General features: G+C 63.6%; 15 protein-coding genes and 1 pseudogene. 7 read left to right on the forward strand and 9 right to left on the reverse strand.

All coding sequences use genetic code 11. The features are described 5' to 3' along the window. The first annotated feature begins 169 nt into the window (after window positions 1–169). From LHFGNBLO_RS18715 to LHFGNBLO_RS18730, 4 genes are all read left to right on the forward strand, one after another. Window positions 170–1258: a Gfo/Idh/MocA family protein gene (locus tag LHFGNBLO_RS18715; RefSeq protein WP_258600658.1), complete on the forward strand. Its 1089-nt coding sequence runs from the start codon at window positions 170–172 to the stop codon at window positions 1256–1258. Between the two features lie 59 nt (window positions 1259–1317). After that, window positions 1318–2232 (forward strand): sugar phosphate isomerase/epimerase family protein, encoded by a 915-nt coding sequence (locus LHFGNBLO_RS18720; RefSeq protein ID WP_258600660.1) that lies wholly within the window; start codon window positions 1318–1320, stop codon window positions 2230–2232. 15 nt (window positions 2233–2247) lie between these two features. Beyond that, entirely contained in the window at window positions 2248–3360 is a 1113-nt protein-coding gene (locus LHFGNBLO_RS18725) for a fatty acid desaturase family protein (protein ID WP_258600662.1), read from the forward strand. A gap of 91 nt (window positions 3361–3451) precedes the next feature. Further along, on the forward strand, window positions 3452–4255 hold the full coding sequence (locus tag LHFGNBLO_RS18730; RefSeq protein WP_258600663.1) for a 3-methyl-2-oxobutanoate hydroxymethyltransferase: 804 nt from the start codon (window positions 3452–3454) through the stop codon (window positions 4253–4255). Window positions 4256–4276: 21 nt separating this feature from the next. On the opposite strand, the gene LHFGNBLO_RS18735 is transcribed toward LHFGNBLO_RS18730, so the two are convergent. Together LHFGNBLO_RS18735 and LHFGNBLO_RS18740 are read right to left on the reverse strand one after the other, a co-directional pair. Next, window positions 4277–5758 carry an HAL/PAL/TAL family ammonia-lyase gene (locus tag LHFGNBLO_RS18735; protein WP_258600664.1) on the reverse strand — a complete coding sequence of 494 codons (1482 nt, stop codon included), beginning with the start codon at window positions 5756–5758 and terminating at the stop codon, window positions 4277–4279. Next, window positions 5755–6756 (reverse strand): ornithine cyclodeaminase family protein, encoded by a 1002-nt coding sequence (locus LHFGNBLO_RS18740; protein ID WP_258600665.1) that lies wholly within the window; start codon window positions 6754–6756, stop codon window positions 5755–5757. The genes LHFGNBLO_RS18735 and LHFGNBLO_RS18740 overlap by 4 nt, the downstream gene beginning before the upstream one ends. Before the next feature lie 180 nt (window positions 6757–6936). On the opposite strand from LHFGNBLO_RS18740, the gene LHFGNBLO_RS18745 reads away from it, so the two are divergent. The 3 genes from LHFGNBLO_RS18745 (at window position 6937) to LHFGNBLO_RS18755 (ending at window position 9279) form a co-directional block, all read left to right on the forward strand. Next, window positions 6937–8382 (forward strand): DHA2 family efflux MFS transporter permease subunit, encoded by a 1446-nt coding sequence (locus LHFGNBLO_RS18745; RefSeq protein WP_258600666.1) that lies wholly within the window; start codon window positions 6937–6939, stop codon window positions 8380–8382. A gap of 106 nt (window positions 8383–8488) precedes the next feature. After that, the gene (locus LHFGNBLO_RS18750; RefSeq protein ID WP_258600667.1) at window positions 8489–8896 is read left to right on the forward strand and encodes a carboxymuconolactone decarboxylase family protein; all 408 of its coding nucleotides are present in this window, start codon (window positions 8489–8491) and stop codon (window positions 8894–8896) included. Between the two features lie 125 nt (window positions 8897–9021). Further along, window positions 9022–9279, forward strand: coding sequence for a hypothetical protein (locus LHFGNBLO_RS18755; RefSeq protein ID WP_258600668.1), 258 nt, complete (start codon window positions 9022–9024; stop codon window positions 9277–9279). Between the two features lie 31 nt (window positions 9280–9310). Here the strand turns inward: LHFGNBLO_RS18755 and LHFGNBLO_RS18760 are convergent, their stop codons facing one another. The 7 genes and pseudogenes from LHFGNBLO_RS18760 to LHFGNBLO_RS18790 form a co-directional block, all read right to left on the reverse strand. Next, window positions 9311–10198 (reverse strand): amidohydrolase family protein, encoded by an 888-nt coding sequence (locus LHFGNBLO_RS18760; RefSeq protein WP_258609807.1) that lies wholly within the window; start codon window positions 10196–10198, stop codon window positions 9311–9313. Continuing rightward, complete coding sequence (locus tag LHFGNBLO_RS18765; RefSeq protein ID WP_413774722.1) at window positions 10198–11274, reverse strand: vWA domain-containing protein; 1077 nt, start codon at window positions 11272–11274, stop codon at window positions 10198–10200. The genes LHFGNBLO_RS18760 and LHFGNBLO_RS18765 overlap by 1 nt, the downstream gene beginning before the upstream one ends. 56 nt (window positions 11275–11330) lie before the next feature. Next, window positions 11331–12212: an AAA family ATPase gene (locus LHFGNBLO_RS18770; protein WP_258600670.1), complete on the reverse strand. Its 882-nt coding sequence runs from the start codon at window positions 12210–12212 to the stop codon at window positions 11331–11333. An 8-nt stretch (window positions 12213–12220) separates the two neighbouring features. After that, window positions 12221–13226, reverse strand: a pseudogene (locus LHFGNBLO_RS18775) (xanthine dehydrogenase family protein molybdopterin-binding subunit). Between the two features lies 1 nt (window position 13227). Next, complete coding sequence (locus LHFGNBLO_RS18780) at window positions 13228–14595, reverse strand: xanthine dehydrogenase family protein molybdopterin-binding subunit (protein ID WP_258600672.1); 1368 nt, start codon at window positions 14593–14595, stop codon at window positions 13228–13230. Between the two features lie 10 nt (window positions 14596–14605). Continuing rightward, a complete protein-coding gene (locus LHFGNBLO_RS18785) occupies window positions 14606–15088 on the reverse strand; it encodes a (2Fe-2S)-binding protein (protein WP_258600674.1) in 483 nt (160 codons plus the stop codon). A 57-nt stretch (window positions 15089–15145) separates the two neighbouring features. Further along, window positions 15146–15955 carry an FAD binding domain-containing protein gene (locus tag LHFGNBLO_RS18790; RefSeq protein WP_258600675.1) on the reverse strand — a complete coding sequence of 270 codons (810 nt, stop codon included), beginning with the start codon at window positions 15953–15955 and terminating at the stop codon, window positions 15146–15148. Window positions 15956–15959 lie beyond the last annotated feature (4 nt).

Below are 15959 nucleotides of genomic sequence, written 5' to 3' on the forward strand. Positions count from 1 at the left end.
AAATCCTGGAAGCCGGAAATAACAGGGCTCCGCGAGCGGAATCGCGCCGACGTTGGGGCGGATTTCCAACGAAGCCTGTCGCCATCCCTGATACTGATGGGAAATGATGGTGCTGGCCTTGGCCGATGCGCAAGCCTGTGCGCTAAAGAACGAGCTTCGGGAGGAACCAATGGCAAGCAATGGCTTCGAGCCGGACGTGAAGGTTCGCACCCGGGAATACAGGATCGGCTGTGTCGGCGCCGGCATGATCATGGCCGAATGCCATCTGGCTGCCTATCACGAAGCCGGCTTTCCTGTGGTGGGGATCGCGTCGCGCACAAAGGCCAGCGCCGAGAAGGTCGCCAGGCGCTGGAGCATCCCAACCGTCCATGACACGCCGGAACAGCTGATCGAGGACAAAAACGTCGAGATCATCGACCTTGCCTTTCCGCCGGACCAGCAGCCGGCGCTGGTCCGCCATGCGCTGAAGCAGAAGCACATCAAGGCGATCCTGGCGCAGAAGCCGCTGGCGCTGTCGCTCAAGGATGCGATCGGGTTGCGCGACGCGGCGGCCAAGTCCGGCAAGATTCTATCGGTCAACCAGAACATGCGCTACGACCAGTCGATGCGCGTGCTGAAGCAGATCATGGACAGCGGCGCGCTCGGCGACATCGTGTTCGCGCAGATCGATATGCACGCGATCCCGCACTGGCAGACCTTCCTCGAAGACTACGACCGGCTGACGCTCGCCAATATGAGCGTGCACCATCTCGACGTGCTGCGCTTCCTGTTCGGCGATCCCCAGGAGATCACGACACTGACCCGCACGGACCCGCGCACGCGCTTCGACCATACCGACGGGATCACCGTCTCGACACTTCGCTTTCCCTCCGGCGTGCTCGCCGTGTCGCTGGAGGATGTCTGGTCCGGCCCGCGCCAGGATGGCTACAAGGATGACCAGCACATCAACTGGCGCGTCGACGGCACCAAGGGTGTCGCCAAGGGCACAATCGGCTGGCCGACAGGCATTGCCTCGACGCTGGCCTATGCTTCGACCGAGACCACCGGCGGCGAATGGGTCACGCCGAGCTGGGAGACGATGTGGTTCCCGCATGCCTTCATCGGCGTGATGGAGCAGTTGCAGCACGCGGTGAGGACGGGTGAGCCGCCCGCACTTTCCGTAGCCGACAACGTCAAGACGATGGCGCTGGTCGAAGCAGGTTACCGCTCGATGGCGGAAGGCCGCACTGTCAAGCTGTCCGAGATTTCGACCGACTGAACATATTTGCCGCCAAATAAACGTGGCGGCTGAATCGCTTACCGGGAGGAGTTCACTTCATGATGCAGGCAGGTATCTTCACTGGCTATTTCCCCTACGAACTCGAGGAGGCCGCCCGGCGCATCCGTGGGCTCGGCTTCAACACGGTGCAACTCGACCTGCATTTCAGGGATATCGACCTGTCGGCCGGGCAGATCACAGGGGACAAGGCCAGGAAAGTGCGCGACACGTTTCGCGACCACAATCTGCCGGTCTGCTGCATATCGGGCTACACCAACATCATCCATCCCGACAAAGCCGAGCGCGAGAAGCGCGTCGGCTACCTCAAGGAGATTATCCGCAATGCGCGTGACTTCGGCTCGCCTTACGTGATCTCGGAAACCGGCACCTACAACACCGAGTCCGACTGGGTGCATCATCCCAAAAACAAGACCGAGGAAGGGTTCGAGGAATGCCGCAAGGTGATCTCGGACCTTGCCCAGACCGCCTATGATCACGGCGCGGTCTTCCTGCTTGAGACCTATGTCAACAATGTCGTCGGCTCGGTCGAGGAGACGGTGAAGATGTTCGCGCAGGTCGATCATCCCGGCCTCGGCCTGCTGATGGACCCGACCAATTATTTCGAGGCGCACAACATCGACCGCATGGATCAGGTGCTGAACCAGGTGTTCGACACGCTGACCGACAAGATCAGGATCGCGCATGCCAAGGACGTCAAGCGCTCGGGCAGCGACAAGACGGAGAAGCATGCCGATATCGGTGATGCGGACGCGCATGAGGGGCTGACGTTCCGCGGCGTTGGCGAGATCGAATTGCCAGCGCCCGGTCTCGGTTCACTGAACTACGACCTCTATCTGAAGCGGCTCAGCGAAAAGCACCCGAACATTCCTGTCATCATCGAGCATCTGACCGAGGACGACGTGCCGCGCGCGAAAACATTCCTCGACGGGAAATTCCGCGCCAACGGCCTTTGAGGGCAGGAGGTGACGATGGCGACAGCGGCCAAGACAAAGCGCGATTACAGCTTGGTCGGCGAGAGCACGCGCCGGGCGATCGAAACCGGACTGGCCTCGGCCGAATGGTATCATACCGATGTCTCGCGCAAGGCGATGAAGGAATTGATGCAGCGCTCGGATGGGCCGGCGATCCGCGACACGATCATCTGGATCGCCGCCATCCTGGGTTCCGCCGCCGGCGGCATCTGGTTCTGGGGTAGTTGGTGGTGCGTGCCGTTCTTCTTCGTCTATGGCTTGCTCTACGGCTCCTCCAGCGACTCGCGCTGGCATGAATGTGGCCATGGCACTGCTTTCCGGACGCGCTGGATGAACGATGTGATCTATCAGATCGCCAGCTTCATGGTGATGCGCAACCCGGTAACCTGGCGCTGGAGCCATGCGCGCCACCACACCGACACCATCATCGTCGGCCGCGACGCCGAGATCGCGGTGATGCGGCCGCCGGACCTGCTGCGCGCCGCACTTGCCTTCACCGGCATCCTCGATTTTCGCTATTCGCTGCCGGCGCTGCCGGCGCTGCCGGCGCTGGTGCGCCAGGCGTTCGGCAAACTGTCTGACGACGAGAAGAGCTATGTTCCCGAGATGGAGCAGCCGAAGGCCGTCGCCGCCGCGCGCTGGCATGTCGCCATCTATATCGCGACGATCGCGCTGGCGCTCACCATGTGGTCGTTTCTGCCGCTGATGATCATCGGCCTGCCGCGCCTCTACGGCAGCTGGCACATGGTGCTGACCGGCCTGCTGCAGCATATCGGTCTCGCCGACAACGTCGTCGACCATCGGCTCAACACCCGCACCGTCTATATGAACCCGATCAGCCGCTTCATCTACTGGAACATGAACTATCATGTGGAGCACCACATGTTCCCGATGGTGCCCTACCACGCGCTGCCGAAGCTGCATGAGCTCATCAAGCACGATTTGCCGGAGCCGAACCCCTCGATGTGGCATGCCTATCGCGAGGTCTGGCCGGTGCTGCTCAAGCAGCTCGGATACGAGGACTATTTCCTCAAGCGCGAATTGCCGGCGACAGCGCGGCCCTATCGCAGCGAGTTCCACGAGGTCGATATGTCAGCGGCGGCCGAGTAGGCGCTCCCCATGAACCACCCGCGAGCTATCCGGTCTGCCTCGTGGCCGATAAGGTGATCGGGAAGATCAATTCCAACAAACAGGACATCCGATGAGCCGCAAAAGACCCACGATCGCAGACCTGCGCGCCATGAAGGGCAAGCGCCAGCTGACCATGCTGCGCGTTTTGACCATGGACGAGGCCGAGGCTGCCGAGCGGGCAGGGGTCGACATCGTCTCGGTGCCACCGGAGCTGGTGCTCAATCCGCAGTACCGCGATGCGGCGCCGAGCCTATTCACGATGCCGGGCGAGAATTTCTTCGAGATCGGCACCGCCGATGATTTTCTGCGCTGGGCGTTCAGGCTCTACAAGGCGGGCGCCGATGCAGTCTATTGCAGCGCCGGCTTTGCCACCGTCAAGCGCCTGGCGGACGACGCCATTCCGGTGATTGGCCATGTCGGCCTCATTCCTTCCCGCGCGACCTGGACCGGCGGCTTCAAGGCGGTTGGCAAGACCGCCGATACCGCCATGCAGATTTTCGAGGCGGTGAAGCAGTATGAGGCCGCCGGCGCGGTTGGCGCCGAAATCGAGGTGGTGCCGGTCGAGGTGGCCAAGGCGATCTCGGAACGCACCTCGCTGATCATGCTGTCGATGGGGGCGGGTACCGGTTGCGACGCGCAATATCTGTTCGCCGACGACATCCTTGGCCAGAACCGTGGCCACATGCCCCGCCATTCCAAGGTCTATCGCAACTTCGCCGCCGAATATGACCGCTTGCAGGCGGAACGCATCGCCGCGTTTTCCGAGTATGTCGCCGACGTGAACAGCATGGCTTATCCCGAAGACAGGCATGTGGTGCATATGGATCCTGACCAGCTCAGCTCGTTCATGAAAAAGATCGATGGCGTGGCTTGAGGGCCACCGTGCGCTTTGCCGTTACGCCTGCCAGGTGCCGTTGGTGAGTGAGGCGTAGAGCGCTTCGGCGTCGACGCCCAGTGGCCTGTCTTCCCCAAGCGTCGGCACGTGCGTGCGCACTGCCGCATGAATCACCCCGGTGGCTGGCGCCAGCGCCAGACCCTCGCGCAGGTCTATCGCCTGGGCGGCGGCCATCAGCTCCAGGGCGATCAGCCGCCGCCACAGCGCGATCATCTCGGCGCATTTCGAAACGGCCAGTGGCGTCTGGGTCGCATGGTCCTCGACGCCCTCCGAGACGGCCAGGAAATCAAGCATCACCGGATTGGCCTTGTGACGGATGGCGGCCAGGATTGCCGTCACCGTTTTTTGCAGCGGCACGAAGCCGGCCGAAGCACCGCCGACCGGCGACAGATATTTCGGCAGGCCGTTGCGACCCGAACCGGTGAGCTGGATGAAGCGGGCAGCGCTAGCAGCCGCCGTCTGGGCGATGGCAAGGCCGAGCGTCTCGAAGGCCAATGCCAGTGACGCAGTGTGGAAATTGCCGGTCGACAGCACCAACTCGTCCTCGCCCAGCACCAGCGGGTTGTCGGCGCCGGCGTTGATTTCGATCTCGACCGCCAGCCGAGCGTGATCGATTGCCTGAATCAGCGCGCCATGGATCGACGGCATGCAGCGGATCGACAGCGGATCCTGCAGGGTTGTCGGGGCCGGGGCCTCGTTTCGCGCCAGCAATTCGCGCAACTCCTTCGCCGCGACCTGCTGGCAGGCCGCCGGCCGTGCTGCCTGCAGGCGCGGATCGAGAATCGTCTGGTTGGCACCGACGCCTTCCATGGTCAGCGCGCCTGCCTGCTGCTGCTGTGCGAAAGCGGAGAGTGCATCGACAACCGCCAGCGCGGCACTGCCGACAGAGGCTGCCGAGGTGTTGATCAGTGACAACCCGTCCTTGGGCGCGAGGCTGACCGGCGCCAGGCGCGCCATCATCAGCGCCTTGGCAGCCGGCATGCGCCGGCCCTGATAGTCGGCATCACCGTCGCCGGTCAGCATGCGGCCGAGCGCTGCCATCAGCACCAGATCGCCGGCGCCGATCGAACCCAGCGACGGCATCACCGGATGGACGCCGGCATTGAGCACCTCGATGAGTGCGACGAAAACTTCCGATGAAATCCCCGAACCACCGGTCGAAAGCATCGCAGCGCGGGCAAGCATCGTCGCTCGCACGATTTCTTGTGGCAGCGAGTCGCCAACTGCGCCGCTGCGCCCTTCCAGCAGCTGGCGCTGGAATGCACTGGCATCGCCGTTGACGGAGGTGCCGAGATTGGCGCCGAGCCCGGTGTTGAGGCCATAGATCGGCTGGCCGGAAGCGGCAGCCTGGTCGAGGACCTTGCGTGCCTTGCCCAGCCTCTCCATGACGGTGGGCGCTATCTCCACCTTGCGGCCGTCGCGGGCAACCGCCGCGACATCCTCGACGCTGATGCTGGCCCCGGTGAGGACGAGCGCGTTCATGCGAAGCGCAACCGCTGGCCGATGCCTTGCGCCTGCGCCTTGGCCAGCATCGCCTTGCCCAGCGCGATGTCGGAGAGCGACAGGCCGCGATGCCAGAACAGGATCGTTTCGTCGTCGTTCTCACGCCCCGCCTTGCGGCCGGCGGCGATCTGTCCGAGTTCGGCGTGCAGCGTCCGTTCGCTCAGGCGCCCGGTCTCGACATGGGCGCGCAACGAACCGAACTTGCCGCCCTTGCACTGGCCCCAGTCGTCGACGACGATTTTTTGCATGATGTCGGTCAAGGAAAGCTCCACCGCGCTCATCGTACCATAAGGCACCACAAGCGCACCGGGTTTGATCCATTCGGTCTTCAGCAGCGGTGCCGGCTCGGGCAGCCGCGAGGCCTCGACGACGATGTCGGCGCCTGCCACGCATGAACGCCAGTCGGCAACCGCAGTCACCGGCTTGCCGAGATCGGCGGACAGTTTTGCGGCAAAGCCGTCGCGGCTTTCCGGCCGGCGCGAATGTACGCGGATCTCGTCGAAGTCGAAGAGATGGTCGAGCAGGCGTACGTTCCAGTAGGCGGTGCCGCGCGCACCGATGTGGGCGAGGACCTTCGATGTCTTTTTCGCGAGATGTTTTGCGCCGATGGCGGTGACGGCGCCGGTGCGCATGTCGGTGATGACGGTGGCGTCGAGAATGGCGCGGGGCGTGCCGGTGCGCGGATCGAACAGGTTGAGAATGCCGAATTCCGAAGGCAGACCCTGCAGATAGTTGTCGACATAGTCGCCGACGATCTTGACGCCGGCCGTGTCGAGTGGCGCGACGTAGCCGCGCAGGACATTGAAATGGCCGTGGAAGGACGGGTCCGGCTCCAAATGGACGCGTGGCTCGATGACCGTCTGGCCGTTGCCTTGCGCCACCAGCCCGGCTTCGACCGCATCGATGATCTCGGCATCGGTCATATCAAGGGCGTCAATGTCCAGGGCGTTGAGATAGTCGATATAGATCGGCTTCATGCGTGCGCGGTTCCAAGGCAACCCGTTCATCCCATAACAGGACGCGACGCGACACGAAAGTTTGTTGATCCATCTCTGGACGGGGCCACCCAAATGCTGTTCAAACCGGTTCGTCATCGGCCGGACGGTTTCGCGCAGTGCCGATGGAATGGGAAAAATCCCCTTCGGACAGTTCTTCGCATGACCGCCATTCCCGAAAATGAAAGCTTGCCCCAGCCGTCGACGATGCCGGCGCGGCAAGCGCGGCGCGTGGCGTTGATCGTCGCCGTTGCCTTCTTCATGCAGCTTCTGGATTCGACGATCATCTCGACCTCGCTGCCGCAGATGGGAGAATCCTTCGGCGTGCCGGCGGTGTCGATGAGCATCGGCATCACCGTCTACATGCTGACCATGGCGGTGTTCGTGCCGCTGTCCGGCTGGCTTGCCGACCGGTTCGGTGCGCGCAACATCTTCCTGATAGCGATCGCCCTGTTCACGCTGGCCTCGATTGTCTGCGGCTTCTCGCAGAATCTGACCCAGTTCGTCGCAGCGCGTGCCGTGCAGGGCTTGGGCAGTGCACTGATGACGCCGGTCGGCCGCATTCTCGTCCTGCGCAATGCGTCGAAATCCGAGCTTCTCAACGCCACCGCGCTGATCACCTGGCCGGCGCTGTTCGCGCCGGTGGTTGGGCCCGTGCTTGGCGGCTTCATCACCACCTATCTCTCATGGCACTGGAATTTCTTCATCAACATCCCCCTCGGCGTGGTCGGCCTGGCGCTGGTCGCCCGCTTCATTCCCGGCGACCGTGAGGCCGAGACCATGCCGCTTGACTGGCCAGGTTTCTTCCTGACGTCGATCGGGCTCGCCTCACTGCTCTACGGCCTCGAACGCATTGCGCACCCCGAAGATGGTGTCTTGCCAACCGTGGTGCTGCTTGCCGCCGGCATCCTGGTCGGCTGGCTGGCGGTGCGGCATCTGGCGTACACGAAATATCCGCTGCTCGACCTTTCAGCGTTCAGGGTGTTGACCTTCGCCATCTCGACGCTGGCGGCCGGCACGATCTTCAGGGTGGCGATCAACACCACGCCGTTCCTGCTGCCGCTGCTTTTCCAGGTCGGTTTTGGGCTCCGGCCCGTCGATGCCGGCATGCTGATCTTTGCCTATTTCCTTGGCAATCTCGGCATGAAGGCGGTGACGACGCCGACGCTCAGGCGTTTCGGATTTCGCTCGGTGATGGTCGTCAACGGGGTGATCGCCTCGCTATCGATCATGGCCTGCGCTGCGATCTCGCCGCAGACCCCGCAAGCGCTGGTGGTGGCGCTGATGCTGGTCGCCGGTCTGTCGCGCTCGATGCAGTTCACCGCGCTCAACACGCTGGCTTTCGCTGACATCGCAGCTGTGCAGCGCAGCTCGGCGGCGACGCTGTCCAGCATGCTGCAGCAGGTGGCGATGCTGTTCGGCGTCGCGGTGGCGGCGGCGATCCTCAACCTGTCGCAGATCGCCCGGGACCGCCCCGTGCTCGACATCGTCGACTTTCGCATCGCCTTCCTGGTGATCGGTGTCATCGGGCTCGTCGCTTCGTTCCGCTTCCTGGTATTGCCGCCGGCTGCGGGCGCCGAGGTTTCGGGGCACACTCCGAAGAATTGACGGCGTATTTCGCTGAATGCAGCAGGCGGAAGACGCCGATTCTGTCTGCATCGAAAATGCTTTAGCGTGATTTTCTCACAGACAGATTCAAACGAGAGGACCGGGCATGGCCACCACAAGACTTCTCAGCGATGCCGAGGTGGAAAAAATCCCCGCCGTGAAAGCCGTGTTCGACGACATCCGCGCGACGCGCAAATCCGACTTCGTAAACAATTTCTGGCGTGGACTGGCCAATGATCCGGCATCGCTGAAGCGGATCTGGGAGCAGCTGAAGGTCGTGATGGTCACTGAGAGCGCCATCGATCCGCTGACCAAGGAGATGATCTACATCGCCGTCTCGACGGCCAATGGCTGCTCCTATTGCGTCCATTCGCATACGGCCGCCGCCCGCTCCAAAGGCATGACGGACGCCCAGCATGGCGAGCTGGTCTCGATCATCGGCCTGGCCGGGCAAACCAACCATATGGTGACGGCGCTGCAGATCCCGATCGACCCGCAGTTTGAAGTGAAATGAGGGGCGGCTTGGCGGCATGTGCGGTTTAAGAACCACTTATTCTGGCTAAAATTGTAAGCGCGGTCATCGCCGAGTCTTAGGAAATTGACCCTAGGCTGCTACGGAGGAGATGCTAGGAGTCCATAATGTCAGCGATATTCAATAGAAACGTTCTTCTGGCGATGGCACTCGCGGTGCTGACTGTAGTGGGCTTCTGGCTGTGGACCGACCCCAAGCAGCCAGCACAACTCCCGACCTTTAGCCGCAGTGTCGCGAAATCGCTTGACGAAGGGATCGCACGCTACGGTGTCGAGGGCTTTCGCAAAAAGAACGAACAGGAGTTTCGTGACGCTCTGGCAAACTTTCAAAAGAACGGACCTAAAGCGCCCGGCACGCCGCAATAGAGGCTGCGTGATTGGGATGTTCGGCAAAGCTTCACACCGGCCGATACACCTTTTCCGCCGTATTCCAGAAGATATCCGCCTCTGCAGCCGCGCCATGCTTGGCCACCGCCGCGCGGTGCGTCTTGATGAGCTCGGCGTGGCTCGCCCACAGCTTCTCGATCGGGAAGTTCGAGCCGAACATCAGGTGGTCCGAGCCGAGGATATCGATCGCGTTGTCGATGATGTAGGCGATCAGCGCGGGGTCGTTGCGGTGGACAAAGGTGCCGAGGCCGGACAGCTTGGCGTAGAAATTGGGCGCGGCGGATAGCGTGCGCAGCCCTGCCTTCCAGGCCTCGGTGGTTTCCGGCTCCATGCCGGTCAGCATGCCGGCATGGGTGAGGATGAAATTGGTGTCGGGATTCTCGCCGACCAACGTTAGCCCGTCCTTCATCTGAGCAGGGAAAAGCTGCAGGTCGAAGGACAGGCCATAATCACTGAGTCGCGCCACATTGGCCCGCACCTTTGGATCGATGACCTGATCGGCCGCGGTGGCGAAGCGGAAGGCCGGGGTTTCGTGCCAGTGCAGTTGCATGCGCACGCCGCGGAGCAATGGATATTTCTTCAGCCGGTCGATCTGGTGGCGCACGTCGTCCACCGTCATGTCGGCATAGCCGACGATGGCATGCGGCCAGCCGGTCTCGTCCGCCGTCTTCTGCAGGAAGGCGACCTCGTTTTCGAAATCTTCCTTCGCCCAGTTGGTCTGGACATAGACCGCTTTCTCGACGCCCGAGCCTTTCTGGTCGGCGAGGAATTCCTCGATCGGATAGTCGCGGCGGATCGGCTCATAGGGCCCGAAGATGCGCGGCACCATCGGTCCGACCAGCCATGGCTGATCTTTTTGGCGCCAGATGTGGAAATGCGCGTCGATCGCTTTCTGCATCATGAAACCCTCTTCCAGATTGCCGCGGCCGCCGGGGCAGGGCGGGCGAGCGACAGGATGAAATCGGTGAGGCTCGCAATGGATGAGCCATCGACGAGATCGTCGAGCACCGGCAGGATGGCGCGCAACGCAGCTGTCGCCGGCCGAAAGCGCGGGTCGCCGGCCAGCGGCGTGGCCAGCGAAAGCCGGAAGGCGCGGGCGCTCAGCCGGCGCATCGCCATTTCCAGTTCGGCATGGTCGCCGCGCTCCAGCGCATCCGACAGAATGACGACCGCGGCCCCGCGCGCGAAAGCGGAAAAGCGTGGCACCGACAGAAAGGCGAGCAGGGTCGGCCCCATGCGTGTGCCGCCGTCCCAATCATCGACCTGCGCTGCGGCGCGGGCCAGCGCCTGGTCGCGGTCGCGAATGCGCAACGCCGATGTGATGCGGGTCAGCCGCGTGCCGAAGGTGAAAATCTCTGCCCGGTCCGCGCCTTGCACGGCCGCATGCGCCAGCCTGAGATAGTCCGATGTGTGCAGCTTCATCGAGCCGGACACGTCGATCAAGATAAGCAGCTTGCGCGGCACGGTCTGCCGGCGGCGGATCAGTGGCGACGGCACGTCGCCGTCGGCGCTGACGATTTCCCTGAGCGAACGGCGCAGATCGAGCTTGCCGCGCGAGTGCGTGCGCACGGTGCGGAAGGAGCGGCGGGCGGGCAGGGCGGAATTAAGCTTGCGGCGGAAGGCGGCCAACCCGTCGCCGTCGCGCTGGAAATCGCGCGTACCCAGTTGTTCGGCGCCTGAAGAGAGCTCGCCGCCCTCCTCCTGGCGCACCGCCTCGATTTCTTCTTCGCTGGTGCCGCCGTCATCCTTGATGCGGGTTTCCTCGTCGCTATCGCCTTCGACCACGGCTGCGGTGTTGCCATAGAAGTGGCTCTGGAAATGCGCTTCGAATTCGTCGCGCCGGTCGGGCGGCGGCGCCAGCGTGGCAAGGGCGGCCTCGCGAATGTCGGCCATCGAGCGGGGGCCGAGCAGTGTCACCGCTTGCATGAAGCCGGACACCTGCTCCGGCGCAACCGGAAAGCCATAGCGGCGCAGCAGCCGACCGAAGCCCAGCAATGGTGCAGCGGCCCGAGGTAGTGCCGAGGCGGCGCTCACGCCAGCGCCTCCTCGACGATCCGGCCGAGCTCGGGCGCGATATAGGACAGGTCCTCCTCGTCCTTGATCAGCACGCCGATGGCGCGGCGAAATGCTTCCGGCCACGGGCTGCCGCCTTTTTCGAGGATGGTGGCGGCATTGGCCCATTCGACGGCTTCGGCAATGCCGGGCGGCTTGGCCAGCGGACGGGCGCGGATGTTGCGCACGGCAGCCGCCACGGCGCGCGCGGTGGCTTGCGCCACGTCGCCGGCACGCAGCATGATGATCTCGGCCTCGCGCTTGGCGTCGGGATAGCCGATCCAATGGTAGACGCAGCGGCGGCGCAGGGCTTCCGCCAGTTCGCGGGTGCGGTTCGAGGTCAGGATGACGATTGGCTGCGCCTTGGCGCGGATGGTGCCGCGTTCGGGAATGCTGATCTGAAAATCGGAGAGGAACTCCAGTAGCAGCGCCTCGAACTCATGGTCCGAACGGTCGATCTCGTCGACCAGCAGCACGCGCTCCTCCGGAGCGTTGAGCACCTGCAGCAGCGGCCGTGCGATCAAAAAACGGTCGTCATAGATGTCTACCTCGTGTTCGCCGGCATGACGGATGGCGAGCAACTGGCGCTGGTAGTTCCACTCGTAGAGCGCATGCGCGGCATCGATGCCCTCGTAGCACTGCAGCCGCACCAGCTCGCGGCCGAGCACCTCTGCGATCGCCTTCGCGGCTTCGGTCTTGCCGACGCCCGGCGCGCCTTCCAGCAGCAGCGGCTTGCCCAGCCGGATCGCCAGGAAGATGGCTGTCGCCAGGCTCTCATCGGCCAGATAGCGCGAGGCAGCGAGGCGCGACGCCACCGCCTCCGGCGATGTTGCGACAGCCTCGGCGCTTGTTTCGGGCATTTCAGTCCTCAGTTCGCCGCTTGCGCCTTCAGCGCGCGCAAAATGCGCTCCGGCGTGATCGGCAGCGTGTCGATGCGCACACCGACGGCGTCGAACACTGCATTGGCCAGGGCAGGGATTTGCGGGTTGGCGCACATTTCGCCTGGCCCCTTGGCGCCAAAGGGGCCGTCTGCTGATGGCCGCTCCAGCACGATGATCTCGGTTTGCGCGAGATCGCCCGGCCCCGGCATCAGATACTGGTTGAAGTCGGTGCCGCCATGGTCGCGGTTGGGATAGTAGGGTTCTGTGGTTTCGTAGAGCGCATGGCTGATGCCCATCCACGAGCCGCCGACCAACTGCTGTTCGACCATTTTCGGGTTCAGAGCGCGGCCGATCTCGAAGATGTTCTTGACCGTCAGCACGGTGACCTCGCCGGTCTCGTCATCGACCTCGACCTCCGCCACGGTGCAGGCGTGGGCGTAGCAGGTCGACGGCTTCATCGCGCCGGTTTCTTTCTCGGGATAGGAGCGCGGGATCAAGAACATACCACGGCCGGAGATCGAGCGGCCACGCTTGAAATGCGCCGACAGCGCGACATCGAAGATCGAGATCGACTTTTGCGGCGCGCCCTTGACCAGGATGTTGCCCTGGCCGTCTGTCTCAAGGTCGGATGCGTTGACCTCCAGTTCCTCGGCAGCCACTTCCAGCATCACCTGGCGGGCTTCCCTGGCCGCCTGGATGACGGCGTTGCCGGCGCGATGCGTGCCGCGCGAGGCAAATGTGCCCATGCAGTGCGGACCGGTGTCGGTGTCGGCGGTGTCGACGACGACGCGGTCGGTCGGCACGCCAATCGTCTCGGCGCAGATCTGCGCCATGATCTGTTTCATGCCCTGGCCCAGATCGACACTGGACAGCGTGACCATGAAATTGCCGGTTGGGGTCGAATGGACCAGCGCCTGGGTCGGGTCGCCACCGAGGTTCATGCCGGTCGGTATAGTTGATTGCGGCGACGCCGCGCCCGCGCCTGATCGCCATCTCAAGCTCCCTTCGTATAGGAGGACATGGCCATGAACTTGTCTGCCACCGGCCAGTTGGCGGCGCGCGAGGCTTCCTGCATGCATTCGATCAGCGCCGCGCCCTCGGTCGGCTGGCGATGCGCCTTCATGTCGCCGTCGCGATAGGCGTTGATGAAGCGGAATTCGAGCGGATCCATGCCGATCAGCCGGGCCAGCTTGTCTATCTGCACCTCCAGGGCGAAATCGCCGATGGTGACGCCGAAACCGCGCATGGCCGAGGAGGGCGTGCGGTTGGTGTAGACGCAGTAAGTGTCGATCCAGACATTCGGGATCGTATAGGGGCCGGGATAGTGGCCGGCGCCCTTCTGCGCGCCATAGGGCGAATGGCGCGAATAGGCGCCTGCATCGGTGTAGCCGGTGACTTTTCGCGCGACGATGCGGCCGTCTTTCATCACGCCGTCCTTGATGACCACCTTTTCGGCCGCGCGGGGCGAGGAGATCTGCATCTCCTCCTCGCGGCTGTAGATGAAACAGACCGGCCGCCCGGTTAGTTTGGCGCCGAGGATGGCGATCGGCTCGACAATGACGTCGACCTTGCCGCCAAAACCGCCGCCGACGGTGCCGCCGACGAAATGCAGCTTGCTGCCGGGCATCTGCAGGATGATCGAGGCGTTGTCGAGGGTGAAGAACATTGCCTGCGTGTTGGTGTAGCAGGTGAAGCGGTCATTGGCCTCGGGCACCACGACGCAGCCGGTGGTCTCGGTCGGTGCATGTTCGATCGGCGAGGATTGGTAGCTCTGTTCCAGGATGTGATCTGCGCCAGCAAAGCCGGCCTCGACATCGCCGAAGCGCACCTTGCGGCATTCGCCGCTGTCGTAGAGATAGTAATTCTGGCCGTGATACTCGTTGACGACAGGCGCGCCGGGCTTCAGCGCTTCCTCCATGTCGAACACGGCCGGCAGCACCTCGTAGTCGACCTTGACCTTGGCGGCGGCTTCTTGTGCGGCGCGTTCGGTCTCGGCCAGCACCGCCACCACGGCCTCGCCCTTCCAGCGCACCTTGCCGTCGGCCAGCACCGTCTCGTCCTCCGGCCCGATCTGGATCAGGATCAGGATGGTGTAGACATTGTGCGGCACATCCTTGGCGGTCAGGATCTTCACCACGCCCGGATGTTTTTCCGCCTCTGAGGTGTCGATGCTCCGGATGCTGGCATGGTGATGCGGGCTTCGCACCATCTTCAGATGCAGCATGCCGGGAAAATTGCGGTCGGCGAAATAGGCGGTCTTGCCGGTGACATGGCCGGGAGAATCCGAGCGCGGCCGCGGCTGGCCGATCTCGTGCAGATCGTCCTTGCGCTGATCGGCGAAGTAGTTCTTGCGCAGTTCCATTTTGCTTCCCTCAGGCCGCGTTCTGCGAATTGGAGCGAGCGGCGATGAGCACCGCCTGGATGATCGGCTCGTAGCCGGTGCAGCGGCAGATGTTGCCAGACAGCGCCTCGACCACCTCTTCGCGGCTGGGGTTCGGCGTATGGTCGAGCAGCACCTTGGCCGCCATGATCATGCCAGGCGTGCAGAAGCCGCATTGCGTGGCGAAGGCGTCGAGGAAGGCGCGCTGCAGCGGATGCAGCACGCCACCTTGCGACAGCCCCGAAGTCGTGGTGATGGTGCCGCCGTTGCAGGTCTCGGCCAGCGTCAGGCAAGAGAGCCTGAGTTCGCCGTCGATGATGACGGAGCAGGCGCCGCAGGTGCCTTGATGGCAGCCGCCCTTCGGCGAGGTATCGCCGATCTTGTCGCGAAGCGCATTCAGCAGTGTCGTGCCGCTGTCGACGAATTCGGCCGTATCCGCGCCGTTGAGCGTGAACTGAACCGGGACCTTTGCCATGTTTCCCTCCTTGCGCGCCTGCCCGAACCATCGGACAGACGCGCGCCCCCAACGGGCTTAAGCCTTTGTTTCCATGCCAAGCAGCAGCCGGCCGAGATGGACCGGCAGGACTTCGTTGCGATACCAGGCGCTGGCGATCGGATCGGTGATGGGTGATGTGCCGTCGCGAGCGACGGCCAAGGCCGGCGCGATGCCGTCCCTGGTGAGCCTCTTGCCGACCAGTGTCTTTTCCGCTGCCATGGCGCGCATCGGCCGGTCGGCCATGCAGCCGAGTGCGATCCGCGCCGAGGACACGGTGCCGTCCGGCGCCTGTTCCAGCACAGCGGCGATGCTCAGCACCGAGACGCCTTTCGGTTTGACCCTCGAGACTTTCAGGAAGCGAAATCGGCCTTCCGCCGGAATTGCGAAACCGACCGAGGTGACGATAGCCCGGCTGTTCTCACGCTTTGCCAGAAAGGTTTGGATCGGCAGGTCGCCATCGTCGGTGCTGACTGTCGCGTCGAGTGCCAGTAGCGCAACAGCAAAATCGCCATAGGGCGTCGGCGCAAACAGATTGCCGCCGACGGTCGCCATGTTGCGAATGGCCGGGCCGCCAACGGCGCGCGCGGCTCGGGCGAGGGCGGCGAGATCCGGATGGCGGGCGATCGCCGCCATGGTCACCGAGGCGCCAATGCGGGCCTTGCCGCCGGAAACGGTGATGGTCGACAGCGACGGCTCGGTCGACCTGATGAAGCCCGAGACCGAGACGTCGCCCTCATTGGCGGCGCGTACGACCAGTGTGCCGCCACCGAGATAGCGGGTGCCAGCGGATGTCAGCGCGGCATTGGCGTCCTTCACCGTCGAGAAAGTCTGGAGTGCAAGCGCCATGGCA

The organism is Mesorhizobium sp. AR10 (genome assembly GCF_024746795.1).
Taxonomy (GTDB): domain Bacteria; phylum Pseudomonadota; class Alphaproteobacteria; order Rhizobiales; family Rhizobiaceae; genus Mesorhizobium.

Bases quoted from the DNA above. Each gene is read 5' to 3' on its own strand.
- LHFGNBLO_RS18740 (WP_258600665.1), bottom strand. From the start codon at position 6,756: ATGAAGCCGATCTATATCGACTATCTCAACGCCCTGGACATTGACGCC.
- LHFGNBLO_RS18770 (WP_258600670.1), bottom strand. From the start codon at position 12,212: ATGCCCGAAACAAGCGCCGAGGCTGTCGCAACATCGCCGGAGGCGGTG.
- LHFGNBLO_RS18715 (WP_258600658.1), top strand. From the start codon at position 170: ATGGCAAGCAATGGCTTCGAGCCGGACGTGAAGGTTCGCACCCGGGAA.
- LHFGNBLO_RS18750 (WP_258600667.1), top strand. From the start codon at position 8,489: ATGGCCACCACAAGACTTCTCAGCGATGCCGAGGTGGAAAAAATCCCC.
- LHFGNBLO_RS18735 (WP_258600664.1), bottom strand. From the start codon at position 5,758: ATGAACGCGCTCGTCCTCACCGGGGCCAGCATCAGCGTCGAGGATGTC.
- LHFGNBLO_RS18785 (WP_258600674.1), bottom strand. From the start codon at position 15,088: ATGGCAAAGGTCCCGGTTCAGTTCACGCTCAACGGCGCGGATACGGCC.
- LHFGNBLO_RS18780 (WP_258600672.1), bottom strand. From the start codon at position 14,595: ATGGAACTGCGCAAGAACTACTTCGCCGATCAGCGCAAGGACGATCTG.
- LHFGNBLO_RS18760 (WP_258609807.1), bottom strand. From the start codon at position 10,198: ATGCAGAAAGCGATCGACGCGCATTTCCACATCTGGCGCCAAAAAGAT.
- LHFGNBLO_RS18725 (WP_258600662.1), top strand. From the start codon at position 2,248: ATGGCGACAGCGGCCAAGACAAAGCGCGATTACAGCTTGGTCGGCGAG.
- LHFGNBLO_RS18730 (WP_258600663.1), top strand. From the start codon at position 3,452: ATGAGCCGCAAAAGACCCACGATCGCAGACCTGCGCGCCATGAAGGGC.
- LHFGNBLO_RS18790 (WP_258600675.1), bottom strand. From the start codon at position 15,955: ATGGCGCTTGCACTCCAGACTTTCTCGACGGTGAAGGACGCCAATGCC.
- LHFGNBLO_RS18745 (WP_258600666.1), top strand. From the start codon at position 6,937: ATGACCGCCATTCCCGAAAATGAAAGCTTGCCCCAGCCGTCGACGATG.
- LHFGNBLO_RS18720 (WP_258600660.1), top strand. From the start codon at position 1,318: ATGATGCAGGCAGGTATCTTCACTGGCTATTTCCCCTACGAACTCGAG.
- LHFGNBLO_RS18755 (WP_258600668.1), top strand. From the start codon at position 9,022: ATGTCAGCGATATTCAATAGAAACGTTCTTCTGGCGATGGCACTCGCG.